The following is a 20906-nucleotide window of genomic DNA, read 5'->3' as shown; positions in this document are numbered from 1 at the left end:
CTTTTCTGAAGTTTTATCTGTGGGAATATTTTTTATAGGGTATCTCGGAATCAATTTTGCGGTAAATGGTAATAGATTTTTGATATTTTTATTTAATTTGTGTAAATCCTTATAGTAATAGATCCTGGACTTCTTTTTGAGAATCTCCATAAATCATCATCTAGTTGATAGAAGTCGAGGATCTTAGACCAATTATTAAAATTACATTCTTTGTGAGCAGAAAAAAATGAAAATGTCTCAAAGTAAAATTAATGAATTGCTCCATGAACCTGGTTGTGAACATAATCAAAATAAGGGAGAAAAGAAGAAAAAATCTTGTAGTCAACAAGCTCAACCTGGTGCTGCTCAAGGTGGTTGTGCTTTTGATGGTGCGATGATTTCCTTAGTTCCTATTACTGATGCTGCTCATTTGGTTCATGGACCGATCGCTTGCGCTGGAAATTCCTGGGGAAGTCGTGGGAGTTTATCCTCTGGACCAATGCTTTATAAGACAGGTTTCACCACTGATTTAACAGAAAATGATGTAATTTTTGGCGGTGAGAAGAAACTCTATAAGGCGATTTTAGAAATCAAGGAACGTTATCAACCTACAGCGATTTTTGTTTATGCTACCTGCGTTACAGCTTTAATTGGTGATGATATGGAAGCAGTTTGTAAGGTAGCTAAAGAGAAAATTGGTATTCCTGTAGTTCCAGTAATTGCTCCTGGTTTTATTGGTAGTAAAAATTTAGGTAATCGTTTCGGTGGTGAGGCTTTATTAGATTATGTAGTTGGTACTGCTGAACCTGAATATACCACTCCTTATGATATTAATTTGATTGGTGAATACAACATTGCTGGGGAAATGTGGGGTGTTTTACCATTATTTGAAAAGTTAGGAATTAGGGTTTTATCAAAAATTACTGGTGATGCTCGTTATGAGGAAATTTGTTATGCTCATCGGGCTAAATTAAATGTGATGATTTGCTCTCGTGCCTTGTTAAATATGGCGCGAAAAATGCAAGAAAGATATGGTATTCCTTATCTTGAGGAGTCTTTTTACGGCATTGATGATGTTAATCGTTGTTTAAGAAATGTGGCGGAAAAATTAGGCGATCCTGATTTACAAGCACGCACAGAAAAATTAATTGCCCAAGAAACTGCGGCTTTAGATGTGGCTTTATCTTTCTATCGGGAACGTTTACAAGGTAAGCGAGTGGTACTATATACTGGTGGTGTCAAAAGTTGGTCTATTATTTCTGCTGCTAAGGATTTAGGAATTGAAGTTGTGGCTACTAGTACCCGCAAAAGTACAGAGGAAGATAAGGCAAAAATTAAAAATTTATTAGGCAATGATGGCATTATGTTAGAAAAGGGAAATGCCCAAGAATTGCTCAAATTAGTCAGAGATACTAAGGCAGATATGTTAATAGCAGGGGGACGAAATCAATATACTGCTTTAAAGGCCAGAATACCTTTTTTAGATATTAACCAAGAACGTCATCATCCCTATGCTGGTTATGTGGGAATGGTGGAAATGGCTAAGGAATTATATGAGGCTTTATATAGTCCTATTTGGGAACAAATTCGTAAACCAGCACCTTGGGAAAGTTGATAATTGACAATTGACAATTGATAATTGATAGTTATTGAATAGCAATTATTAATAAATAATTATCTAATTTTAATTAATTTTTAATTAATAAGATTGTCAATACTCAATTGTTCATTGTCAATTGTCCATTTTACATTATAAATAATAGAGATTAATTATGGCGATCGCAATTACTCCAGAAAAATCTGTAGCAGTTAATCCTCTGAAACAAAGTCAGGCATTAGGCGCAGCTTTGGCATTTTTAGGATTAAAAGGAACTATGCCTTTATTTCATGGTTCTCAAGGTTGTACTGCTTTTGCAAAAGTTGTTTTAGTGCGACATTTTCGGGAAGCAATTCCTTTAGCTACTACTGCAATGACGGAAGTTACCACTATTTTAGGTGGTGAAGAAAACCTAGAAGAAGCAATTCTTACTATTGTCAAAAAAGCGAATCCTGAAATAATTGGATTATGTACCACTGGTTTAACGGAAACTAGAGGAGATGATATTGAAAGATTTTTAAAAGAGATTCGAGAACGTCATCCCGAATTAAATCATTTAGGAATTATCTTTGCTACCACACCAGATTTTAAAGGTGCATTGCAAGATGGTTTTGCGGTGGCTGTGGAAAGTATGCTTAAAGAAATTCCCAAAGCAGGAGGAATTAAACCTGAACAAATTACCATTTTAGCTGGTTCAGCTTTTACTCCTGGAGATGTGCAAGAAATTAGAGAAATAGTCACATCTTTTGGACTAGAACCAATTTTTGTACCCGACTTAGGAGCGTCTTTAGATGGTCATTTAGAAGATGATTATCAAGCAATCACTGTAAGTGGTACAACCTTAAAACAATTGCGTTCTTTGGGTAGTTCATCCTTCACCTTAGCATTAGGTGAAAGTATGGGAGGAGCGGCTAATATTCTCTTAGAAAGATTTGGCACAAGTTATGAAGTATTTACCAATTTAACAGGATTAGAAAATGTAGATCAATTCTTACATAAACTATCTTATTTAAGTGGTAATCCTGTTCCTGAAAAATATCGTCGTCAACGCCGACAATTGCAAGATGCAATGTTAGATACGCACTTTTATTTTAGTGGAAAACAAGTATCTTTAGCTTTAGAACCGGATTTATTGTGGTCAATGGTGAATTTTTTGCAATCTATGGGGGCAAAAATTCATGCTGCTGTCACCACAACTCGCTCCCCATTATTAGAGAAATTGCCCATTGAAAAAGTAACGATTGGGGATTTAGAAGATTTTGAGAAATTGGCGCAAGATTCTGATTTATTAATTGGTAATTCTAATGTCAATAACATAGCCAAAAAGCTCCATATTCCGCTTTATCGTTTGGGTATTCCCATTTACGATCGCTTGGGAAATGGTTTATTTACCAAAGTAGGATATCGCGGCACAATGGAAGTTTTATTTGGCATGGGAAACCTATTTTTAGAAGCAGAAGAAGCTCATGCTATGGGGCAATGGTCATCATTTCTTAGCTCTTAATTAATCAGCTATTAGCTATTAGATAAATGTTGGGTTTCGTGACCTCAACCCAACCTTGTATCTTAGAGGAGGTTGGGTTAAGCGACAGCGCAACCCAACATTATCTCCCCATAAATATCCACAATTTTGGATTTTATGAAACATATCACAACTAAAAACTAACAAAGGACAAATGAAAGTGAAAATTGCTTTTACCACTACAGATAGAGTTCATATAAATGCCCACTTTGGGTGGGCAAAAGAAATTGATGTTTATGAAATTTCTGATCAAGGATATGAATTTGTAGAAACCTTAAAATTTGAAGGCGATCTCAAAGAAGACGGTAATGAAGATAAAATTACCCCCAAACTAGAAGCACTTCATGATTGTACTATTGTTTATGTATTAGCCATTGGTGGAAGTGCGGCTGCTAGATTAATTAAAAAGAATGTCACTCCAGTAAAAGCTAAATCAGAGACCGAAGAAATAGCTGAAGTTTTAAATAAATTAGTGCAAACTCTTAAAGGTAATCCTCCTCCTTGGTTACGGAAGGCATTACAACAGAAAAAACCTAATTTTCTGGAAGAACTAGAAAATGAAACAGCAGTATGAGTAAGGAAATATGAGTAAAATTGAATTAAATGGTAATGGACCAGAGGTAACATTAACGCCATTTTTAAAGACATTAGTGCAACAAATTCGAGCGCAGGATAGCTATGGATTTTACAGAAATTGGTCTGATGAATTAATTCTCAAACCTTATCTTGTAACTAAACAAAAGAAACGAGAAATTTCTGTAGAAGGTGAAGTTGATCCTGCCACAATATCACGAATTAACGCTTTTTTTAGAGCGATCGCTGCCAGTATTGAACAAGAAACAGGATTAATTTCTAATGTTGTAGTCAACATTGGACATGAAGGATTTGGTTGGGCTTTAGTCTTTTCTGGTCGTTTATTACTATGTGTTAAAACCTTACGAGATGCCCATCGTTTTGGTTTTGATTCCTTACAAAAACTCTCAGAAGAAGGTGAAAATTTTGTCAATAAAGGCGTAGATTTAGCTCAACGTTTCCCTGAAGTTGGCAAAATTTAAAAGCTAAAAATAAACCTCAAAATAGTCAGGATTTAGCATTGCTTAGTGGTGTCAACTTAACTGAAAAATACAACAGTTTCGGTTATTATGAGGTACAGATGTTAATGATAAAACCCTTGTAGTGCGGGCATCTTGCTGTGCTAATAGTGTACCTCATGTAGATGGAATGTGCTGTATCTTGCCCAGAAATGATAACGGAGCGTGTTTTAAGAGATATTTCAGGGCTAATTTTCAAAAGTAAACTGTAGATTTATGGCTATTATTAGTCACCTAAAGATGACTTCTGCCATTAGACTGGGAATGAATTCCCAGTCGGGTTATCAGTTCTACATTAAGTTAAGTTTACATTAATAACCATTGGTAAATCCCTACATAAATCATTCAGTACTTATTACCAATTCATGACAATTGAAGAACTGACAACAACAATTAGAAAGCTAAATAGTAAAGCAGGACAAATGAAAATGGATCTGCATGATTTAGCAGAAGGTTTACCCACAGATTACGATAAATTAATGGAAGTTGCAGAGGAAACTTACCAAATATATAAGCAATTAGATGATCTGAAAAAGCAACTCAAACAAATGGAGAATAAATAATGACTCAAAACATGGAAAAATTCAAAACACTAGTAGATGCAGAGGAATTTTTTATTTTTTTTAATCTGCCCTATGATCAACAATTTGTTAACGTTAATCGCCTACATATTTTGAAGAAATTTTCTCAATTTATGAGTCAAATTGATGATACATACCCACAAATTAATGAAGTAGAAAGATTAGAAAAATATTCTCAAGCATTGCAACAGGCGTATCAAGTATTTATAGAATCTACACCCCACGAACAAAAATTATTTAAGGTGTTTAATGATAAGCCCAAAAACTTCGTCACATTAACAGAAATTTCATCAGATTAGGAGGGATAAAATTGATTAATCTAACGCCTAAAGAAATAGAACGTTATAGTCGTCAAATGATGTTACCCAACTTTGGAGAAGTAGCACAAAAACGACTGAAATCAGCCACAGTTTTAGTAACAGGAGTGGGAGGATTAGGAGGTACAGCCGCACTTTATTTAACAGTAGCAGGCGTTGGACGACTAATCTTAGTACGGGGTGGAGATTTACGTTTAGATGATATGAATCGTCAGGTTTTAATGACTGATGACTGGGTAGGAAAACCCAGAGTGTTTAAAGCTGAAGAAACATTAAAAGCTATAAATCCTGACGTAGAAATTGTAGCTATTCATGAATATATTAATCCAGAAAATGTAGATTCATTAGTACAATCTGCGGATATGGCCTTAGATTGCGCTCACAATTTTACCGAACGTAATTTATTAAATGAAGCCTGTGTAAAATGGCGTAAACCGATGGTAGAAGCGGCTATGGATGGGATGGAAGCCTATTTAACTACCATTATTCCTGGAGTTACTCCTTGTCTATCTTGTTTATTTCCAGAAAAACCAGATTGGGATCGTCGAGGGTTTTCTGTGTTAGGTGCTGTATCAGGAACATTAGCTTGTTTAACAGCATTAGAAGCAGTCAAATTAATTACTGGATTTAGTCAACCTTTGTTATCAGAATTATTAACAATTGACTTCAATAGAATGGAATTTGCCAAACGTCGTTCACAACGCGATCGCTCATGTCCAGTCTGTGGAAATACCGCACCTTGGAGATATTCTCAATCTCAATCTTTATCGGAAGTAGTCAGCAGTCAGTAATCCGATAGTAGATAGATAGTAGGGTGCGTTAGTGATAGCGTAACGCACCACAATTTCAGCTATTAGCTTTTACTGGCAAAAATTACCACAATTAACAATAAAAATAGGAGAAATAATGACAGTCCAACTAACAGAAAAAGCCGAATTTAAACTACGTGGACTATTAAGAAGTTCTAACACAGAAACAAACAAGGCAATCCGTATTTCTGTTAAAGATGGTGGTTGTAATGGTTATGAATATGGATTAGAAATTACCAGCAAACCACAAGCAGATGATCTAATTACTCAACAAGGAAACGTCACAATTTATATTGATGCAAAAAGCGCACCATTATTAACAGGTGTAGTTATTGACTTTGTAGAAGGAGTCATGGATAGCGGTTTTAAATTTACCAATCCTAATGCGACAGATACCTGCGGTTGTGGAAAATCATTTAAAACTGGTGATTGTTCATCAAATGGTGTACCTTGTAGCTAAAAAAAATTAGAACTTAGGAAAAAATAGATATAGATACTTTTCTAAGTTTCTCACAATTTCTCTGGTAAGGTGTGTCAAAATGCATCATCTAGTAAGAATTAGCAGATTTTGTCAATTTGACACATCCAACCCATTACAAATTTGCAAATTTCCCCTAAATATACTCTACATCTGTGTAAAGAAGAACAAAATTATGTAATTTTTCTGTGTAATTTCATCTTCTTTCCTGGGGAAATTTCACCAACTTGGCAACTTAATTCTATTGACATTGGAGGAGAAAGTAAAATGGCGACCTATCAAGTAAGATTGATCAACAAAAAAGAAAATTTAGACACCACACTTGAAATAGACGAAGACACCACAATTCTTAGCGCAGCAGAAGAAGCAGGTATTGATTTACCCTCTTCTTGTCGCTCTGGTTCTTGCTCTAGCTGTGTAGGTAAAATTGTCGAAGGTGAAATTAATCAAGAGGAGCAAAACTTCTTAGATGATGAGCAAGTTGGCAAAGGTTTTGCTGTATTATGTGTCACCTATCCTCGCTCTAACTGCACAATTAAAACACATCAAGAACCTTATTTAGCTTAATACCAAATTAGGGTTTATTTAGGATTTACCTGAAATTTTCATCATGATGAAGGATGTTAATCATCTTTCATCATTAAAATTTTGACGTGAATTTTCACAGATTTCTACTTTTTATATTGGGTATTTAATTATGTTTACTCCTTTTAGTATTACAGGTTGTTCTTTAGAACTAATGAAACCGGGAGAAAAAGGGATAGTTACTGTTTGTAAAACCCAGGATCAAATAATTAGAAAAAAACTAATTTCTTTCGGTATTAAAACTGGAACTTCTATCATGGTAGAACAACAATTTCCAGCTTTAGTTATTACAGTTAGTAATATACCTATTACGCTAGATCGAGAAACGGCAAGAGCTATTTATGTGCGTTTAGTTCAAGATTAATACAAAAAATAATCATTAACCAAATTCACTAAAATTTACTAATTGCAAAATCTATCACACTTTATAAATCATATTTTTACTAAGGTAAAGATTATGATTTAGCAGATTCTTAATAGCTATTTTAGTAGAAAGGGGATATTTTTCTCTTTCTGCACAGAAAAAATACTATTTAAACCTATCACAACAAAATTAAGGCTGTAATTATGTGTCTAAAATACATTGTCAGTTTGACTACAATTATCGCTATAATTGCTTCACCAGTAATAGCCCAAGAAGTTAGAGATCCTCAATCTAACTCTCCACAAATGACACCACCACTAAATACACCAGTAAATACAAATATTCCTAATCAAAGAAATAATAATTTTCAGCCCCCTCAAGATACACGCAACTTTAATAATACTCCTACTTCTGTTTCTTTCCCAACCTGTATTTCTAAAATTTGTATATTTACATTGATGCGACAATCATCTAAAAATTCATTTATGGAAACAGAATTTATAGGAGGTATAATCTGGCAATTTGGAGGTTATTATCAAAATACACAAGCAGAGTATAATAAACTTGAAGCTATAGTTAAAAAGGAAAAAATTGATCAGGAATCTACATTAATTTTAATTAACAAACTCGCAGAAGCAATAGATAGTAAGAAAATAGAAATAGTGAAACTTTATGCAATTTCTCTTTATAAAAGACTAGGATATGCTAACTACTATGAACTGCTGCAAGAAATAATTAACCCAACAGAATTACTGAAATATTAAATCAATATTAATTTAAGATTAAATTAATTTTTTAGTGATTATCTTCAAAATCAAATAATCAAATAATCAAAGTCAAGGACTAGATAATGTGATCATGAAAGATGTAGAAACTGATATCTTGCAACTAAAATTTGATCTAGCTTTAGCCCAAGGAATTTATAATACAGCACATTCCATCTACATGAGGTACACTATGAACACAGCAAGATGCCTGTGTTACAAGGGTTTTATCATTAACATCTGTACCTCATAATAACGGAAACTGCTGTATGCATTGTCTCTACAAGGGTTTGGTGGTTATAAACATTTAATTACCCCAGATGTCTAATAGACCTCTTTTATAATTATGCGTTGCTGAATTGGGGTATGATGTTTATTCTGCGTTTATTTCGCGCATTGGCGAAGCGAAGCACTTGCGTTAGACGCAAAGTTTCAAATTTTGAATTTCTCAATTTCATGCCTGAGTTCTGCAACGCCGACAATTAATGTAGAGACGTTTTAAGACGTTATATAGAACGTCTCTAGAAGGGTTGTAAAAAACCCATATTTAATTTTCACCACAGGTCTAATAGTTACAGAAAAGAAATATGTTAGGAGCGATCGCTGGTGATATCATTAGTTCAATATATAAAATCAATAACATTAAAACTAAGGATTTCCTCACTGTTCAAGTTGTGCACATTTTTGTATAATGGCCTCACAGTACATATATAAAGTATTTAACCTTGCCTCAATATTTTTTAACCTAGTCTCCATAGTTGTAGATTGTTTAGAACCTTGAAGAAAGATTACATCTAGTTCTAACAAATGTAGTTGTTTACTCATTTCCGTATTGTAGGACTGCTCACGATATTCTAGATCAGTCAAAGGTGCTATTTCCCGTAAAAAAAACTCCCGTAACTGTATCAAACTCAACCGTAACTCGCCAAGATCCGGTTTAGTTTTCGTTACATTGTTATGTAATTCATTTACTAATGTTCTTAATTCCTGATATTTTTCACAATTTAAAGACATCTGTGCCTAGTTAAGATAAAATAATTGTCAAACAAATTTTACGATAGAATTAAAGTTTCTGGATTTTTCTTGACTCTTACTAGCCTAAGATCACCTTAAATAATCTTCAGGGCTTCCTTTAGCATTCCTGGGTAAAGAGAATTATGGGACAACATGAGAAAGGATCATAATATTTCTGATTGTTATATCCCTTTCCCCATTAGGATTTGCTATATCAGTTGTATTTCCTCATCTACCAATCAATAAACAAAGTAGTAGTTTTATGAGTATTTTAGCACTGGAATCACCTTTTGATGTCATTCTCCCTGATTGGCTCAACAAATGTCTTTTAGAACCACTCACCAATGGTAATACACCAGGAGAGCAAAAAACACCCTCCGATAATAGTTTAATTTGTCGCGCTTTTCAATTTGCTTATGATCTCCATGAAGGGCAATATCGCAAATCAGGAGAACCTTATATTGCCCATCCAGTTGCAGTAGCAGAAATACTCCGGGAATTAGGAGGCAGTCCTGCTATGATAGCAGCAGGTTTACTGCATGATGTAGTAGAAGATACAGAAGTTACAGTTGAAGACATAGAAGCTAAATTTGGTGCAGAAGTAAGACAGTTAGTAGAAGGAGTGACTAAACTTTCCAAAATTAATTTTAACAGTAAAACAGAAGGACAAGCGGAGAATTTCCGACGAATGTTTTTGGCTATGGCTAAAGATATTCGTGTTATTGTTGTCAAATTAGCTGATCGTTTACATAATATGCGAACTCTGCAATATATGTCAGAAAGCAGTAGACAACGTAGTGCCCAAGAAACTAAAGATATTTTTGCACCTTTAGCTAATCGGTTGGGTATTTGGCAAATAAAATGGGAATTGGAAGATTTAGCTTTTAAATATTTAGAACCAGAGGCATTTAGAGAAATTCAACAATGTGTTTCTGAAAAACGAGCAGCCAGACAAGAAAAGTTACTGAAAACTACAGAAATTTTACATCAAAGGTTACAACAAGCAGGAATTAAATGTTTAGAAATTAGTGGTCGTCCTAAACATCTGTACAGTATTTACCAAAAAATGCAGCGCCAACAAAAGGAATTTCATGAAATTTATGATTTGGCTGCTTTAAGAATTATTGTAGAAGCAAATGAGGAATGTTATCGGGCTTTGGCGATAGTTCATGATGCTTTTAAACCTATTCCTGGCAGGTTTAAAGATTATATTGGTCTACCAAAACCTAATCGTTATCAATCTTTGCATACGGGGGTAATTGGTTTAACAGGCCGTCCTTTAGAGGTGCAAATTAGAACCTTAGAAATGCACCATGTGGCAGAATATGGAATTGCTGCCCATTGGAAATATAAGGAAACTGGTAATTCTAATATGAATGTGACTAATAATGATGAAAAGTTCACTTGGTTACGTCAATTATTAGAATGGCAAAGTGATTTAAATGATGCTCAGGAATATTTAGATAGTGTCAAGGATAATTTATTTGCTGATGATATTTATGTGTTTACTCCTAAAGGTGATCTTGTACCTTTAAGTCCTGGCGCTACTAGTATTGATTTTGCTTATCGCATTCATACAGAAGTAGGAAATCATTGTGCTCGGGCGCGGGTAAATGGGCGAATTGTGCCGTTATCTACAAGATTAAGTAATGGCGATATTGTGGAAATTATTACTCAGAAAAATAGTCATCCTAGTTTAGATTGGTTGCATTTTGTTAGCACTTCTGCGGCTAAATATCGCATTAAACAATGGTACAAGCGATCGCGTCGAGATCAAAATATTAATCATGGCCGAGATTTATTAGAAAAGGAACTAGGTAAAACCGGTTTTGAGAATTTGTTAAAATCTGATGCCATGCACAAGGTAGCAGAAAAATGCAACTATCACAGTGTGGAAGATTTACTGGCAGCTTTAGGATATGGTGAAATTACTTTAAATTTAGTTCTCAATCGCTGGCGGGACATTATTAAAGCTCAACAACCCGTGGCCGATGTTATCCCCTTCATTGCTAAAGATTCTGCCGCTAAAACTTCTAGGGAAGGACTTATTTGCACTTCCCGTAGTGACTCCCCTATTATCGGTGTGGAGGGCTTAGTTTATCATATAGCAGGGTGTTGTACCCCAATTCCTGGGGAACAAATTATTGGCGTTGTTACTAGAGGTAGAGGTATTTCTATCCATAGTCAAGGGTGCCATAATGTTGATAATGTAGAGTGTGAGCGTTTAATCCCAGTACGGTGGAATACATCTATAGAAACCAATGGCTGTCCTCATACCTATCCTGTAGATGTGCAAATTGAAGCAATGGATCGAGTAGGAGTATTGAAAGATGTGTTGTCAAGAGTCAGCGATCAAGGTATTAATGTACGTAACGCTGATGTAAAAACTTCATCAGGACAACCCGCATTAATTAAGTTAGGTATAGATATCCGTGATTGTTCTCAATTAGATCGTTTATTTGTTCAACTGCGGAAAATGAGTGATCTTCTCAATATTCGTCGAGTGGGTAGATGTGAGGAAATGGCGAGATAGAATGCTGCACATTAGCTTAATACCATGTGACACCCGAGGGTGCGGAATGTGGGCTAGATGCCCGACTTTTAAGAAGTCGAGTATCTGATACAATTAATTAGGACTTACGCAAGTATCACACTAAAAAATCTTTGTAGGGTGCGTCAGATATGAACAATTTGGTGATTTACATCCTATATTCTGCACCCTCAACTGTCACACAAAGAAAATTGGTCATTTAGAGATTGATCATTGGCGAACTGCTTGCAGCAGCGCTTCGCTATGGCCACCTAAGATTTAAACTATGTTGTATTAAAATTATCCTCAAATCTATTCAAAAATCCGAAAAAACCGATTGTGACACCGGGGGGTATGGAAGGTAGGTTTTATGCTCAATTTGTTTTTTTGTCTCCGTAATTTCTCTCTGTGACAGCTTAGGGTGCAGAATGTGGGATTGATGGTTATTTTAAGATTTGGGAATATTATTTACGTTAATTACAATACAACAAGTAAATACCAGCAATAATGAAATACATTTATTTGTTAAAGTATAAGGTTATTATTTTAATACATCACAAAATACCCCATATCTACCCTATACCATCAACCAATACCCAGAAAAATTAATAACAAATCAGACGATCAGGGATAAACACCCTTAAAATAGTCAGGACTTCTATTTTCTAACTAAAGTAAAAACTATGCCTCGTCGTCAAGATATCCACAAAATATTGCTGTTAGGTTCTGGTCCCATCGTTATTGGCCAAGCGTGCGAATTTGACTATTCTGGTACTCAGGCTTGTAAAGCGCTACGTGAAGAGGGTTATGAGGTGGTATTGGTAAACTCCAACCCTGCTACAATTATGACAGATCCTGAAACCGCAGACCGCACCTATATTGAACCGCTCACACCAGAATTAGTAGCTAAGGTCATTGAAAAAGAGCGTCCAGATGCTTTATTACCCACTATGGGCGGACAAACTGCCCTTAATTTGGCTGTAGCATTGGCTAAAAATGGCGTACTGGACAAGTTTAATGTAGAGTTGATTGGGGCAAAATTGCCAGCTATTGAAAAAGCCGAAGATCGCAAATTATTTAATGATGCAATGGCGAAAATCGGTGTAGATGTATGTCCTAGTGGTACTGCGTCAACATTAGACGAAGCTAAAGCGATCGCTCATCGTATCGGTACTTATCCTCTAATTATTCGTCCTGCTTTCACTATGGGAGGTACTGGTGGTGGTATCGCTTATAATCAAGAAGAATTTGAAATTATGGCGCAGGTTGGGATTGATGCTAGTCCAGTGTCTCAGATTCTCATAGATCAATCTTTGCTAGGTTGGAAAGAGTATGAATTGGAAGTGATGCGAGATTTAGCGGATAATGTGGTAATTATCTGTTCTATCGAAAATTTTGATCCGATGGGTATTCACACTGGCGATTCTATTACCGTTGCTCCCGCGCAAACTCTCACAGATAAAGAATATCAGCGTTTGCGGGATATGGCTATTAAAATTATCCGCGAAATAGGGGTAGAAACAGGCGGTTCAAACATTCAATTTGCGGTTAATCCTGTGAACGGGGATGTGGTAGTAATTGAAATGAACCCTAGAGTATCCCGTAGTTCGGCCTTAGCTTCTAAAGCCACTGGTTTCCCCATTGCGAAAATAGCCGCGAAGTTAGCTGTGGGTTATACTTTGGATGAGATTAAAAATGACATCACTAAACAAACTCCCGCATCTTTTGAACCCACTATAGACTATGTGGTTACGAAAATACCCCGCTTTGCTTTTGAGAAGTTCCCCGGTTCTGACTCGGTTTTAACTACACAAATGAAGTCTGTAGGGGAAGCTATGGCTATTGGCCGCACCTTTAATGAGTCTTTTCAAAAAGCGATGCGTTCTTTAGAAACTGGCCGCGCTGGTTGGGGTTGTGATAGGTTAGAAAAATTACCCAGTGGTGAACAAATACGCGCACAATTACGCACTCCTAACCCGGAAAGAGTGTTTGCGTTACGTCACGCGATGCTTTTGGGTATCACTAATGAGGAAATTTATGAGTTGACGGCTATTGATCCTTGGTTTTTGGATAAATTACACCAAATACTGGACTTTGAGAAGTTTTTGAAACGCACACCTTTATCTCAAATTACTAAAGAAAAAATGTATGAGGTAAAGCGTAATGGTTTTAGCGATCGCCAAATTGCCTTCGCCACTAAAACAAAGGAAGATGAAGTAAGAGCATATAGGCAGAAATTAGGCGTAATTCCCGTTTACAAAACTGTGGATACCTGCGCCGCTGAATTTGAAGCATTTACTCCTTATTACTATTCTACCTACGAAGAGGAAACGGAAGTATTACCCACTGATAAACCCAAGGTAATGATTTTAGGAGGTGGACCAAACCGTATTGGACAAGGTATAGAATTTGATTACTGTTGTTGTCATGCTGCATACTCCTTAAAAGCAGCAGGTTATGAGACTATCATGGTCAATTCTAATCCTGAAACAGTTTCTACAGATTACGATACCAGCGATCGCTTATATTTTGAACCATTAACTAAGGAAGATGTTTTAAATATCATCGAAGCGGAAAACCCCATCGGTATTATTGTCCAATTCGGTGGCCAAACACCATTAAAATTAGCCGTACCCCTGCAAATAGCACTCAGTACTTCGCACTCCGCACTCCACACGCAAATTTGGGGTACATCACCTGATTCTATAGATATGGCGGAAAATAGGGAACGGTTTGAAAAGATTTTGCAAAAATTGAATATTGCTCAACCGCCTAACGGTATCGCCAGAAACTATGATGATGCATTAATAGTTGCCAGAAAAATAGGTTATCCCGTTGTAGTTCGTCCTAGCTATGTGTTAGGCGGTAGAGCAATGGAAATAGTTTACTCTGATGCGGATTTAGAAAGATATATGACCTTTGCCGTACAGGTAGAACCAGATCATCCGATTTTAATTGACAAATTCCTAGAAAATGCCATAGAAGTAGATGTAGATGCGATCGCTGATCACACAGGAAACGTCGTTATTGGTGGTATTATGGAACACATAGAACAGGCAGGTATTCACTCAGGAGACTCCGCTTGTTCCCTTCCTTCAATTTCCCTATCTCCTGCCGTATTGCATCAAATTAGAACTTGGACGGTACAATTAGCTCAGGCTTTATCTGTAGTAGGTCTAATGAACATTCAGTTTGCAGTAGTAGGTGCAAATGGATATTCTCCTCAAGTTTACATTTTAGAAGCAAATCCTAGAGCATCCCGTACAGTACCATTTGTTTCTAAAGCAACAGGAGTACCTTTAGCAAAACTAGCATCCTTGATCATGTCAGGTAAAACCCTAGAAGAATTGAACTTTACTAAAGAGGTAATACCTGCACATATAGCGGTTAAAGAAGCAGTATTACCCTTTAATAAATTCCCAGGCACAGATACTATATTGGGACCAGAAATGCGTTCTACAGGGGAAGTAATGGGCATTGATACTGATTTTGGACGTGCATTTGCGAAAGCAGAACTAGGCGCTGGGGAAAAATTGCCACTTGCGGGGACAGTATTTGTATCTATGAGTGATAGAGATAAAGGTGCTGCAAGAGACGTAGTGAAGGAATTTATCAGCTTAGGGTTTAAAGTTATTGCTACCCAGGGAACAAGACAAGTTTTACAAGAAAATGGCTTAGAAGTGGGTTTAATCTTGAAACTACACGAAGGCCGTCCTCATGTACTCGATGCTATTAAAAATGAAAGAGTGCAACTAATTATTAATACACCATCAGGGGAAGAAGCCCATACAGATGGAAAATTAATTAGGCGTACAGCTTTAGCATACAAAATTCCCATTATTACAACTATAGCGGGAGCAAGAGCAACTGTAGCAGCTATTCGTTCTTTACAAAAGACTAATTTGGATGTACAAATCATTCAAGAGTATTGTCCTTTGAAGTGATTTATAGTTGAAAGTTGACACAAATTTTGACTCTTGTACAGTATGATTAAATACACCATTAAATTAAAATTTAATGGTGTGTTGTTAATTATCTAATCATATTAATCAAATAAAAAGCAAATATCAAGCTAGATAGTAGCTGGAAAATAACTTAACTTTTATTAATTACTGTAGTAATAATCTGATAAGTTACAATTGTTAAATCGGGATGACAGGATTTGAACCTGCGGCATCCTGCTCCCAAAGCAGGCGCGCTACCAAGCTGCGCTACATCCCGAAACATCGGAACAGATGTTACTTAATAACAAAAACATAACAAAAACACTAACCTAAGTCTGATTCTGACCAAGTTAATGAACAAGTTAGTTTTATCTGAACAATATATTTAGTGTATCACAACCAGAAAAAAATTGCAACCCCAATAAAAATTTAAAAAATTTAATAGTTTGATTCCTATTTCATCACTTTATATCCTGTCCTTAGTAGTGTATATAGTAGCTTTAGCTGTTTAGCATCATTGAGGATACCAAAACATTCCCTTAATACCTTCAGGATCTGGCATAAACCCCATAGTTTTGTAAAAGTCTACAACTTGAGGATCGGCAAAAAGAGTCACATTACTAATTTCCTCGCTTCTGAGTTTTTTTAAAATGTACTTCATCAGAGCCTTACCCAGTCCTTTACCTTGAAACTCTGGATGTACCACCAGATCCCAAATAGTAGCATTAAAAGCATGATCTGATATAGCACGAGCAAAACCAATCAAACGCTTTTTGTTGCCTTTTACCTGCCACATAGACGCGACAAGGAAACTATGCTCAATAGCTTTTTTTACTTTTCTGAGAGGTCGACGTGACCACCCCACGGCATCACATAATTCCTCTAGTTCATAAAGGTCTAGATCACGTTCGGTACTGAAAATGATTTGCTCTTTAACGGTACTAGAATTGCCTGAATATCCTGCCGTAAGCTCTTCCACAGCAGAAGTTTTGTTTGACCCTAAAGAAGAAGGGTTACTAAACCAAGTTTTCCAAAAACTCATGCCAGTGCGGTTCGGAGAGAATTAATAAATTAATTAGCACTTTAAAAAAGTGTTGCTTGATATTTAACATCAATAATATCAATATTATAGCTATTCATTAGATGTTTTTAACCAACCAATGTCTAGTATATCATTTTATTGACTATTGACAAATGACAAATTTCGTAAGTTAAGAGAATGGTTTTCCTGAGTGCGGGGAGCACGGAGCAGGGGGAAAATTATTTATTCTCACTCCTGACTCCTCTAAAAATAAAAGGTAAAAGGTGGACTGTTACAGTACATCCCCTTACCTTTTTACCTGATGCTTATTTAATATTAGCCCTTGCGTCCCTAACTGCAACAATAAAAAATAAAATCGTTAGGGGAAGGCTCAAACCCAGGATAATGGCAGTGGTTTGGAAACCAAAATCTGGCTGTCCATAACTCAATTCAAATACAGAACCAACAGCAGCTATGGCTGTGATACAAGAAGCACCTAAAAATAAACCGCTTTTTGGAGTTAAATACACGACAAAGACCACCTATACTATTGGTTTGACAGCTTGATATGAAAAGCCATTTTTGGATAGTTCTTGGGCTAAACTCAAGGAGTTTTCTACCCGATCTACAAATACCACACCATTGAGGTGATCCATTTCATGTAAAATACAACGAGCTAGTATATCATCTGCTTTCAGTGTGCGGGGACGACCGTATTCGTCTTTATAAGCAATTTCTACGGTTTGGGGACGTTTTACATCTAGGAATACGTTGGGGATACTTAAACAGCCTTCTTGCGCTACACAGAGTGCGCTACTTACTTGTTTAATAACGGGATTGATTAATACCAAGGGGGGAACTTCCTGTTTGGTTGGTTCGCAGTCTATAACGATCAGCTGTTTATGAATACCCACTTGAGGAGCAGCTAAACCAATGCCATCTGAGGTATACATAGTTTGTAGCATTTCCCGGACTAGTTGGCGTAGTTCATCATCTATTTTGGTGATGCGCTTTGCGGGTTGACGTAAAACGCGATCGCCTAAGTAGTGAAGTTGTAAAGGTGGATTTTTTAACTTTTTCTTCTCTACAGCTATGTCAGAGGGCATGATTCTTGATGACTTAAAATATGGTGGATAATTCTAATATATCTTGTTGTAGCTTATATGTGATAGAGTCACTCCAGGAACTAAGTTAGTACATTTCTACTAAAAATTCTCTTGGAGAATAAAAATATACTAAACACGGTTTGGGTTTGGACTTCTCCAAAATCAGGAAAAAACCATATATGTAGGGGTTTAGCAGTGCTAAATCCCTACCTGTAGCATCCGATAATTAAGCCTTTTTGAGTAGAATTTATAACTGAAGACTGACTAGTGAACAGCTATCCAAAAATTAAAATGTCTCTTGCAAAATTTATATAAAATATGAGATAATATCCATTTGTGTTAATTCTCTCCAGGCTGTTGGTAAGATTATGGCTAAAAGCAAAGGCGCACGCATAATAGTTACACTAGAATGCACGGAATGTCGAACAAATCCCGATAAACGCTCTCCTGGCGTATCCCGATATACTAGCAGGAAGAACCGTAGAAACACTACGAACCGCTTAGAACTGAAAAAGTTCTGCCCCCATTGTAATAAACACACTGTTCACAAGGAAATTAAGTAAAAATGAGTTATTATCGTCGTCGTTTATCTCCCATTAAGCCAGGAGAAGTTATAGATTATAAAGATGTGGATTTGTTACGCAAATTTATCACAGAACGTGGTAAAATTTTACCTCGTCGGATCACAGGCTTAACTTGCCAACAACAACGCGATTTAACTTTGGCTATTAAACGCGCTAGAATTGTGGCTCTGTTACCTTTTATTAACGCTGAAGCATAACCAGATTTTGGATTTTGGATTTTGGAGTGCAACACTGTAAGTATGTCAGCTATCAGCTTTTTAAGGTGATTACAAAACTTGATATTTGATCATCTACCTGTTGATAAAACCTTGGTAAGTGTTCTGACTCCATGACTTGATGAAGTCTTACACACAATCAATGAACATCCAAACAAATGGAACTTTTAGCTCATCTGAGGTTTCCTTTAAGTCCAAAATCTAAAATTTAACCCTATTTCATCGTAAGCAAAAATATATCTCATAGCTTACAAACATCTAAAAAAACAATCTAAACAATTATAAAAGTGCGAGAGTTGTGGAAAAAGGAACGCTGGTTGAATTTAGGGTTCAAAGCGATCGCCGTCTGGGAATAGTAGACCGTCCAGACGGTAAGACTCGTTGGTTTGTAGTAGATGAACGTGGTCAGTCCCACAGCCTCGCACCTCGACAAATCACATATACGGTTACAGGACAAACATACAAGCAAACAGAAATTAAAGATTTCTTAGTAGCAGTACAGTCCTATATAGAAGATCCCTCAAGTTTAGAAATAGCTTGGGAATTATTAATAGAGGATGGGGAAACGGTTACACCCAGTCAAATGGCCAAGATTCTGTTTTCGGAAACCGCACCTTGCCATTGTTATGCTGCCCATTATTTATTATCGGAAGACAAACTTTATTTCAAACAAAAAGGAGATGGTTACGAACCACGCAGTGCTACTCAAGTAGCAGAACGGAAGCATCAAATAGAAGTAGAAACTCAAAAAGCTAAAGGACAGCAGGAATTTTTAACCCGCATAGAACAGGCACTTCAAGGTAAAACTGTAGAATGGCAAAAACAAGATCGCCAAAGATTAGAAGCATTAGAAAAATATGCTACTCTCCTAGCAGATATTGTCAAAGCTGGTATAAGTTACGAGAATTTAGCTCGCGCCTATCCTCCTCCCACACCAGTCATAGAAACAATGACAATGTTGGGACGTTCTGCAACACCCCAAGCAGCTTTTCAGTTATTAATAGACTTAGGGTGGTGGACTACCCATGAAAACCTCTTCCTGCGCCGTTCGTCAATTTCAGTTCAATTTCCACAAAAGGTATTAGAAGTGGCGCAAGAACGTTTCAACAATCCTCCTACAGATTCAGATAGCAATAGACTGGATCTCACTCATCTCAAAGTTTATACGATAGATGATGAAAGCACCACAGAAATAGATGATGGTTTAAGTTGGGAACTATTACCTGATGGTCAAGAACGATTATGGGTACATATTGCTGATCCAACTCGGTTACTCTTACCAGAAGATGAATTAGATTTGGAAGCAAGAAAACGCGGTAGCACCGTTTATTTACCAACGGGAATGATTCCCATGTTTCCAGAAGTTTTGGCCACAGGACCAATGAGTTTGGTACAGGGTAAACTTTGTTATGCTTTGAGCTTTGGTGTAATTTTAGATGATGGGGGAGCAGTAATAGATTATTGTATTCACCCAGGTTTGATTAAACCTACCTATCGCTTGACCTATGAAGATGTGGATGAAATGTTGGAGTTGGGGGTAGAAGCAGAATCAGAATTGCAGGCGATCGCTAACTGGTCGCAAAAGCGCAAAGCATGGCGTTACGCCCAAGGAGCTATTAGTATTAATATGCCTGAAGCCATGATCAAAGTTAAAGATGATGAAATCAACATAGACATTTTAGAAGATTCTTTATCACGGCAATTAGTAGCAGAAATGATGATTCTTGCTGGAGAAGTAGCAGCACGTTATGGACAAACCCACAATATACCCTTACCATTTCGTGGCCAGCCTCAACCGGAATTACCCCCAGATGAAGAATTACTATTACTACCCCCAGGTTTTGTCAGATCCTGTGCTATGCGACGTTGTATGCCCAAAAGTGAAATGAGTATTACTCCCGTGCGTCATGCTGGTTTAGGATTAGATACCTACACTCAAGCAACTTCCCCCATTCGTCGTTATAGTGATTTACTCACTCACTTTCAGCTTAAAGCCCATTTACGAGGTGATGGTCTACCATTTACGGCTGAACAACTCAAAGAAGTCATGATGACGGTTTTAACCACCACTCAAGAACTAACAATGGTGGAACGACAAACTAATAGATATTATGCTTTAGAATATTTACGTCGTCATCCTGAAGAAGTCTGGAATGTAGTAGTTTTAATGTGGTTACGGGAAGATAGTAATTTAGCACTGATTTTATTGGAAGATTTAGGTTTACAATTGCCTATGTCTTTCCGTCGTACTGTCAGTTTAGGTGAACATTTACTAGTTAAAGTAAGTCTTGCAGATCCACAAAAGGATATTATTCAATTTCAGGAAGTCATGTATCAACAAAACTAGTCTATGAATAGTTACTTGTATCCTCTATAGCAGGATTCCCTAATTATGTCTCAAATTA

20 protein-coding genes and 1 tRNA gene are annotated in these 20906 nt (G+C 36.5%); 16 read left to right on the top strand and 5 right to left on the bottom strand.

Annotation, left to right across the window (positions count from 1 at the left end; translation table 11 throughout):
• The first annotated feature begins 226 nt into the window (after positions 1-226).
• The 11 genes from nifE to H6F32_RS10060 all read left to right on the top strand — a co-directional run bounded on the left by nifE (position 227) and on the right by H6F32_RS10060 (position 8087).
• Positions 227-1594, top strand: a complete 1368-nt coding sequence (gene nifE, locus H6F32_RS10110) for a nitrogenase iron-molybdenum cofactor biosynthesis protein NifE (protein ID WP_190369204.1) — start codon at positions 227-229, stop codon at positions 1592-1594.
• A gap of 157 nt (positions 1595-1751) precedes the next feature.
• The gene (gene nifN / locus H6F32_RS10105) at positions 1752-3080 is read left to right on the top strand and encodes a nitrogenase iron-molybdenum cofactor biosynthesis protein NifN (RefSeq protein ID WP_190369203.1); all 1329 of its coding nucleotides are present in this window, start codon (positions 1752-1754) and stop codon (positions 3078-3080) included.
• A gap of 172 nt (positions 3081-3252) precedes the next feature.
• Positions 3253-3672, top strand: a complete 420-nt coding sequence (gene nifX / locus H6F32_RS10100) for a nitrogen fixation protein NifX (protein ID WP_190369202.1) — start codon at positions 3253-3255, stop codon at positions 3670-3672.
• A gap of 10 nt (positions 3673-3682) precedes the next feature.
• Positions 3683-4153 carry a NifX-associated nitrogen fixation protein gene (locus tag H6F32_RS10095; protein WP_190369201.1) on the top strand — a complete coding sequence of 157 codons (471 nt, stop codon included), beginning with the start codon at positions 3683-3685 and terminating at the stop codon, positions 4151-4153.
• Positions 4154-4554: 401 nt separating this feature from the next.
• A complete protein-coding gene (locus tag H6F32_RS10090; protein WP_190369200.1) occupies positions 4555-4752 on the top strand; it encodes a CCE_0567 family metalloprotein in 198 nt (65 codons plus the stop codon).
• Positions 4752-5069, top strand: coding sequence for a nitrogenase-stabilizing/protective protein NifW (gene nifW / locus H6F32_RS10085; protein WP_190369199.1), 318 nt, complete (start codon positions 4752-4754; stop codon positions 5067-5069). Before H6F32_RS10090 ends, nifW begins: the two co-directional genes overlap by 1 nt.
• A gap of 11 nt (positions 5070-5080) precedes the next feature.
• Positions 5081-5878 (top strand): HesA/MoeB/ThiF family protein, encoded by a 798-nt coding sequence (locus tag H6F32_RS10080; RefSeq protein WP_190369198.1) that lies wholly within the window; start codon positions 5081-5083, stop codon positions 5876-5878.
• A gap of 115 nt (positions 5879-5993) precedes the next feature.
• On the top strand, positions 5994-6356 hold the full coding sequence (locus H6F32_RS10075) for an iron-sulfur cluster assembly accessory protein (protein WP_190369197.1): 363 nt from the start codon (positions 5994-5996) through the stop codon (positions 6354-6356).
• Between the two features lie 285 nt (positions 6357-6641).
• Positions 6642-6941 carry a 2Fe-2S iron-sulfur cluster-binding protein gene (locus H6F32_RS10070; RefSeq protein ID WP_190369215.1) on the top strand — a complete coding sequence of 100 codons (300 nt, stop codon included), beginning with the start codon at positions 6642-6644 and terminating at the stop codon, positions 6939-6941.
• A gap of 130 nt (positions 6942-7071) precedes the next feature.
• A complete protein-coding gene (locus H6F32_RS10065; RefSeq protein WP_190369196.1) occupies positions 7072-7323 on the top strand; it encodes a FeoA family protein in 252 nt (83 codons plus the stop codon).
• Positions 7324-7526: 203 nt separating this feature from the next.
• Entirely contained in the window at positions 7527-8087 is a 561-nt protein-coding gene (locus H6F32_RS10060) for a hypothetical protein (RefSeq protein ID WP_190369195.1), read from the top strand.
• Between the two features lie 660 nt (positions 8088-8747).
• On the opposite strand, the gene patD is transcribed toward H6F32_RS10060, so the two are convergent.
• Positions 8748-9101 carry a heterocyst frequency control protein PatD gene (patD, locus tag H6F32_RS10055; RefSeq protein ID WP_190369194.1) on the bottom strand — a complete coding sequence of 118 codons (354 nt, stop codon included), beginning with the start codon at positions 9099-9101 and terminating at the stop codon, positions 8748-8750.
• A gap of 262 nt (positions 9102-9363) precedes the next feature.
• Here patD and H6F32_RS10050 point away from each other — a divergent pair, with 262 nt between their 5' ends.
• Together H6F32_RS10050 and carB are read left to right on the top strand one after the other, a co-directional pair.
• Positions 9364-11634: a bifunctional (p)ppGpp synthetase/guanosine-3',5'-bis(diphosphate) 3'-pyrophosphohydrolase gene (locus tag H6F32_RS10050; RefSeq protein WP_190369193.1), complete on the top strand. Its 2271-nt coding sequence runs from the start codon at positions 9364-9366 to the stop codon at positions 11632-11634.
• 680 nt (positions 11635-12314) lie between these two features.
• The gene (carB, locus tag H6F32_RS10045) at positions 12315-15575 is read left to right on the top strand and encodes a carbamoyl-phosphate synthase large subunit (RefSeq protein WP_190369192.1); all 3261 of its coding nucleotides are present in this window, start codon (positions 12315-12317) and stop codon (positions 15573-15575) included.
• Between the two features lie 203 nt (positions 15576-15778).
• Here carB and H6F32_RS10040 read toward each other — a convergent pair.
• The 4 genes from H6F32_RS10040 to def all read right to left on the bottom strand — a co-directional run bounded on the left by H6F32_RS10040 (position 15779) and on the right by def (position 17702).
• Positions 15779-15852: transfer RNA gene (locus H6F32_RS10040), tRNA-Pro, on the bottom strand.
• A 237-nt stretch (positions 15853-16089) separates the two neighbouring features.
• On the bottom strand, positions 16090-16617 hold the full coding sequence (locus H6F32_RS10035) for a GNAT family N-acetyltransferase (RefSeq protein WP_190369191.1): 528 nt from the start codon (positions 16615-16617) through the stop codon (positions 16090-16092).
• A gap of 305 nt (positions 16618-16922) precedes the next feature.
• Positions 16923-17126 (bottom strand): hypothetical protein, encoded by a 204-nt coding sequence (locus H6F32_RS10030; protein WP_190369190.1) that lies wholly within the window; start codon positions 17124-17126, stop codon positions 16923-16925.
• 12 nt (positions 17127-17138) lie between these two features.
• Complete coding sequence (gene def / locus H6F32_RS10025) at positions 17139-17702, bottom strand: peptide deformylase (protein WP_190369189.1); 564 nt, start codon at positions 17700-17702, stop codon at positions 17139-17141.
• Positions 17703-18070: 368 nt separating this feature from the next.
• Between def and rpmG the strand changes: the two genes are divergently transcribed.
• The 3 genes from rpmG (at position 18071) to H6F32_RS10010 (ending at position 20848) form a co-directional block, all read left to right on the top strand.
• The gene (rpmG, locus tag H6F32_RS10020; RefSeq protein ID WP_190369188.1) at positions 18071-18265 is read left to right on the top strand and encodes a 50S ribosomal protein L33; all 195 of its coding nucleotides are present in this window, start codon (positions 18071-18073) and stop codon (positions 18263-18265) included.
• Positions 18266-18267: 2 nt separating this feature from the next.
• Positions 18268-18483, top strand: coding sequence for a 30S ribosomal protein S18 (rpsR, locus tag H6F32_RS10015; RefSeq protein WP_190369187.1), 216 nt, complete (start codon positions 18268-18270; stop codon positions 18481-18483).
• Positions 18484-18799: 316 nt separating this feature from the next.
• Positions 18800-20848, top strand: coding sequence for a ribonuclease catalytic domain-containing protein (locus H6F32_RS10010; protein WP_190369186.1), 2049 nt, complete (start codon positions 18800-18802; stop codon positions 20846-20848).
• The last annotated feature ends 58 nt before the right edge of the window (positions 20849-20906 follow it).

Origin of the sequence: Anabaena sp. FACHB-1237 (assembly GCF_014696225.1) — a bacterium.
GTDB lineage: Bacteria > Cyanobacteriota > Cyanobacteriia > Cyanobacteriales > Nostocaceae > FACHB-1237.
The sequence above is the reverse complement of the archived record's forward strand: the minus strand, read 5'-3'. Positions and strand labels throughout refer to the sequence as shown.

What these genes read in the sequence shown, in the direction of transcription:
- nifE (WP_190369204.1), top strand. Translation starts at nt 227, where the DNA reads ATGAAAATGTCTCAAAGTAAAATTAATGAATTGCTCCATGAACCTGGT.
- nifN (WP_190369203.1), top strand. Translation starts at nt 1,752, where the DNA reads ATGGCGATCGCAATTACTCCAGAAAAATCTGTAGCAGTTAATCCTCTG.
- nifX (WP_190369202.1), top strand. Translation starts at nt 3,253, where the DNA reads ATGAAAGTGAAAATTGCTTTTACCACTACAGATAGAGTTCATATAAAT.
- H6F32_RS10095 (WP_190369201.1), top strand. Translation starts at nt 3,683, where the DNA reads ATGAGTAAAATTGAATTAAATGGTAATGGACCAGAGGTAACATTAACG.
- H6F32_RS10090 (WP_190369200.1), top strand. Translation starts at nt 4,555, where the DNA reads ATGACAATTGAAGAACTGACAACAACAATTAGAAAGCTAAATAGTAAA.
- nifW (WP_190369199.1), top strand. Translation starts at nt 4,752, where the DNA reads ATGACTCAAAACATGGAAAAATTCAAAACACTAGTAGATGCAGAGGAA.
- H6F32_RS10075 (WP_190369197.1), top strand. Translation starts at nt 5,994, where the DNA reads ATGACAGTCCAACTAACAGAAAAAGCCGAATTTAAACTACGTGGACTA.
- H6F32_RS10070 (WP_190369215.1), top strand. Translation starts at nt 6,642, where the DNA reads ATGGCGACCTATCAAGTAAGATTGATCAACAAAAAAGAAAATTTAGAC.
- H6F32_RS10065 (WP_190369196.1), top strand. Translation starts at nt 7,072, where the DNA reads ATGTTTACTCCTTTTAGTATTACAGGTTGTTCTTTAGAACTAATGAAA.
- H6F32_RS10060 (WP_190369195.1), top strand. Translation starts at nt 7,527, where the DNA reads ATGTGTCTAAAATACATTGTCAGTTTGACTACAATTATCGCTATAATT.
- patD (WP_190369194.1), bottom strand. Translation starts at nt 9,101, where the DNA reads ATGTCTTTAAATTGTGAAAAATATCAGGAATTAAGAACATTAGTAAAT.
- H6F32_RS10050 (WP_190369193.1), top strand. Translation starts at nt 9,364, where the DNA reads ATGAGTATTTTAGCACTGGAATCACCTTTTGATGTCATTCTCCCTGAT.
- carB (WP_190369192.1), top strand. Translation starts at nt 12,315, where the DNA reads ATGCCTCGTCGTCAAGATATCCACAAAATATTGCTGTTAGGTTCTGGT.
- H6F32_RS10035 (WP_190369191.1), bottom strand. Translation starts at nt 16,617, where the DNA reads ATGAGTTTTTGGAAAACTTGGTTTAGTAACCCTTCTTCTTTAGGGTCA.
- def (WP_190369189.1), bottom strand. Translation starts at nt 17,702, where the DNA reads ATGCCCTCTGACATAGCTGTAGAGAAGAAAAAGTTAAAAAATCCACCT.
- rpmG (WP_190369188.1), top strand. Translation starts at nt 18,071, where the DNA reads ATGGCTAAAAGCAAAGGCGCACGCATAATAGTTACACTAGAATGCACG.
- rpsR (WP_190369187.1), top strand. Translation starts at nt 18,268, where the DNA reads ATGAGTTATTATCGTCGTCGTTTATCTCCCATTAAGCCAGGAGAAGTT.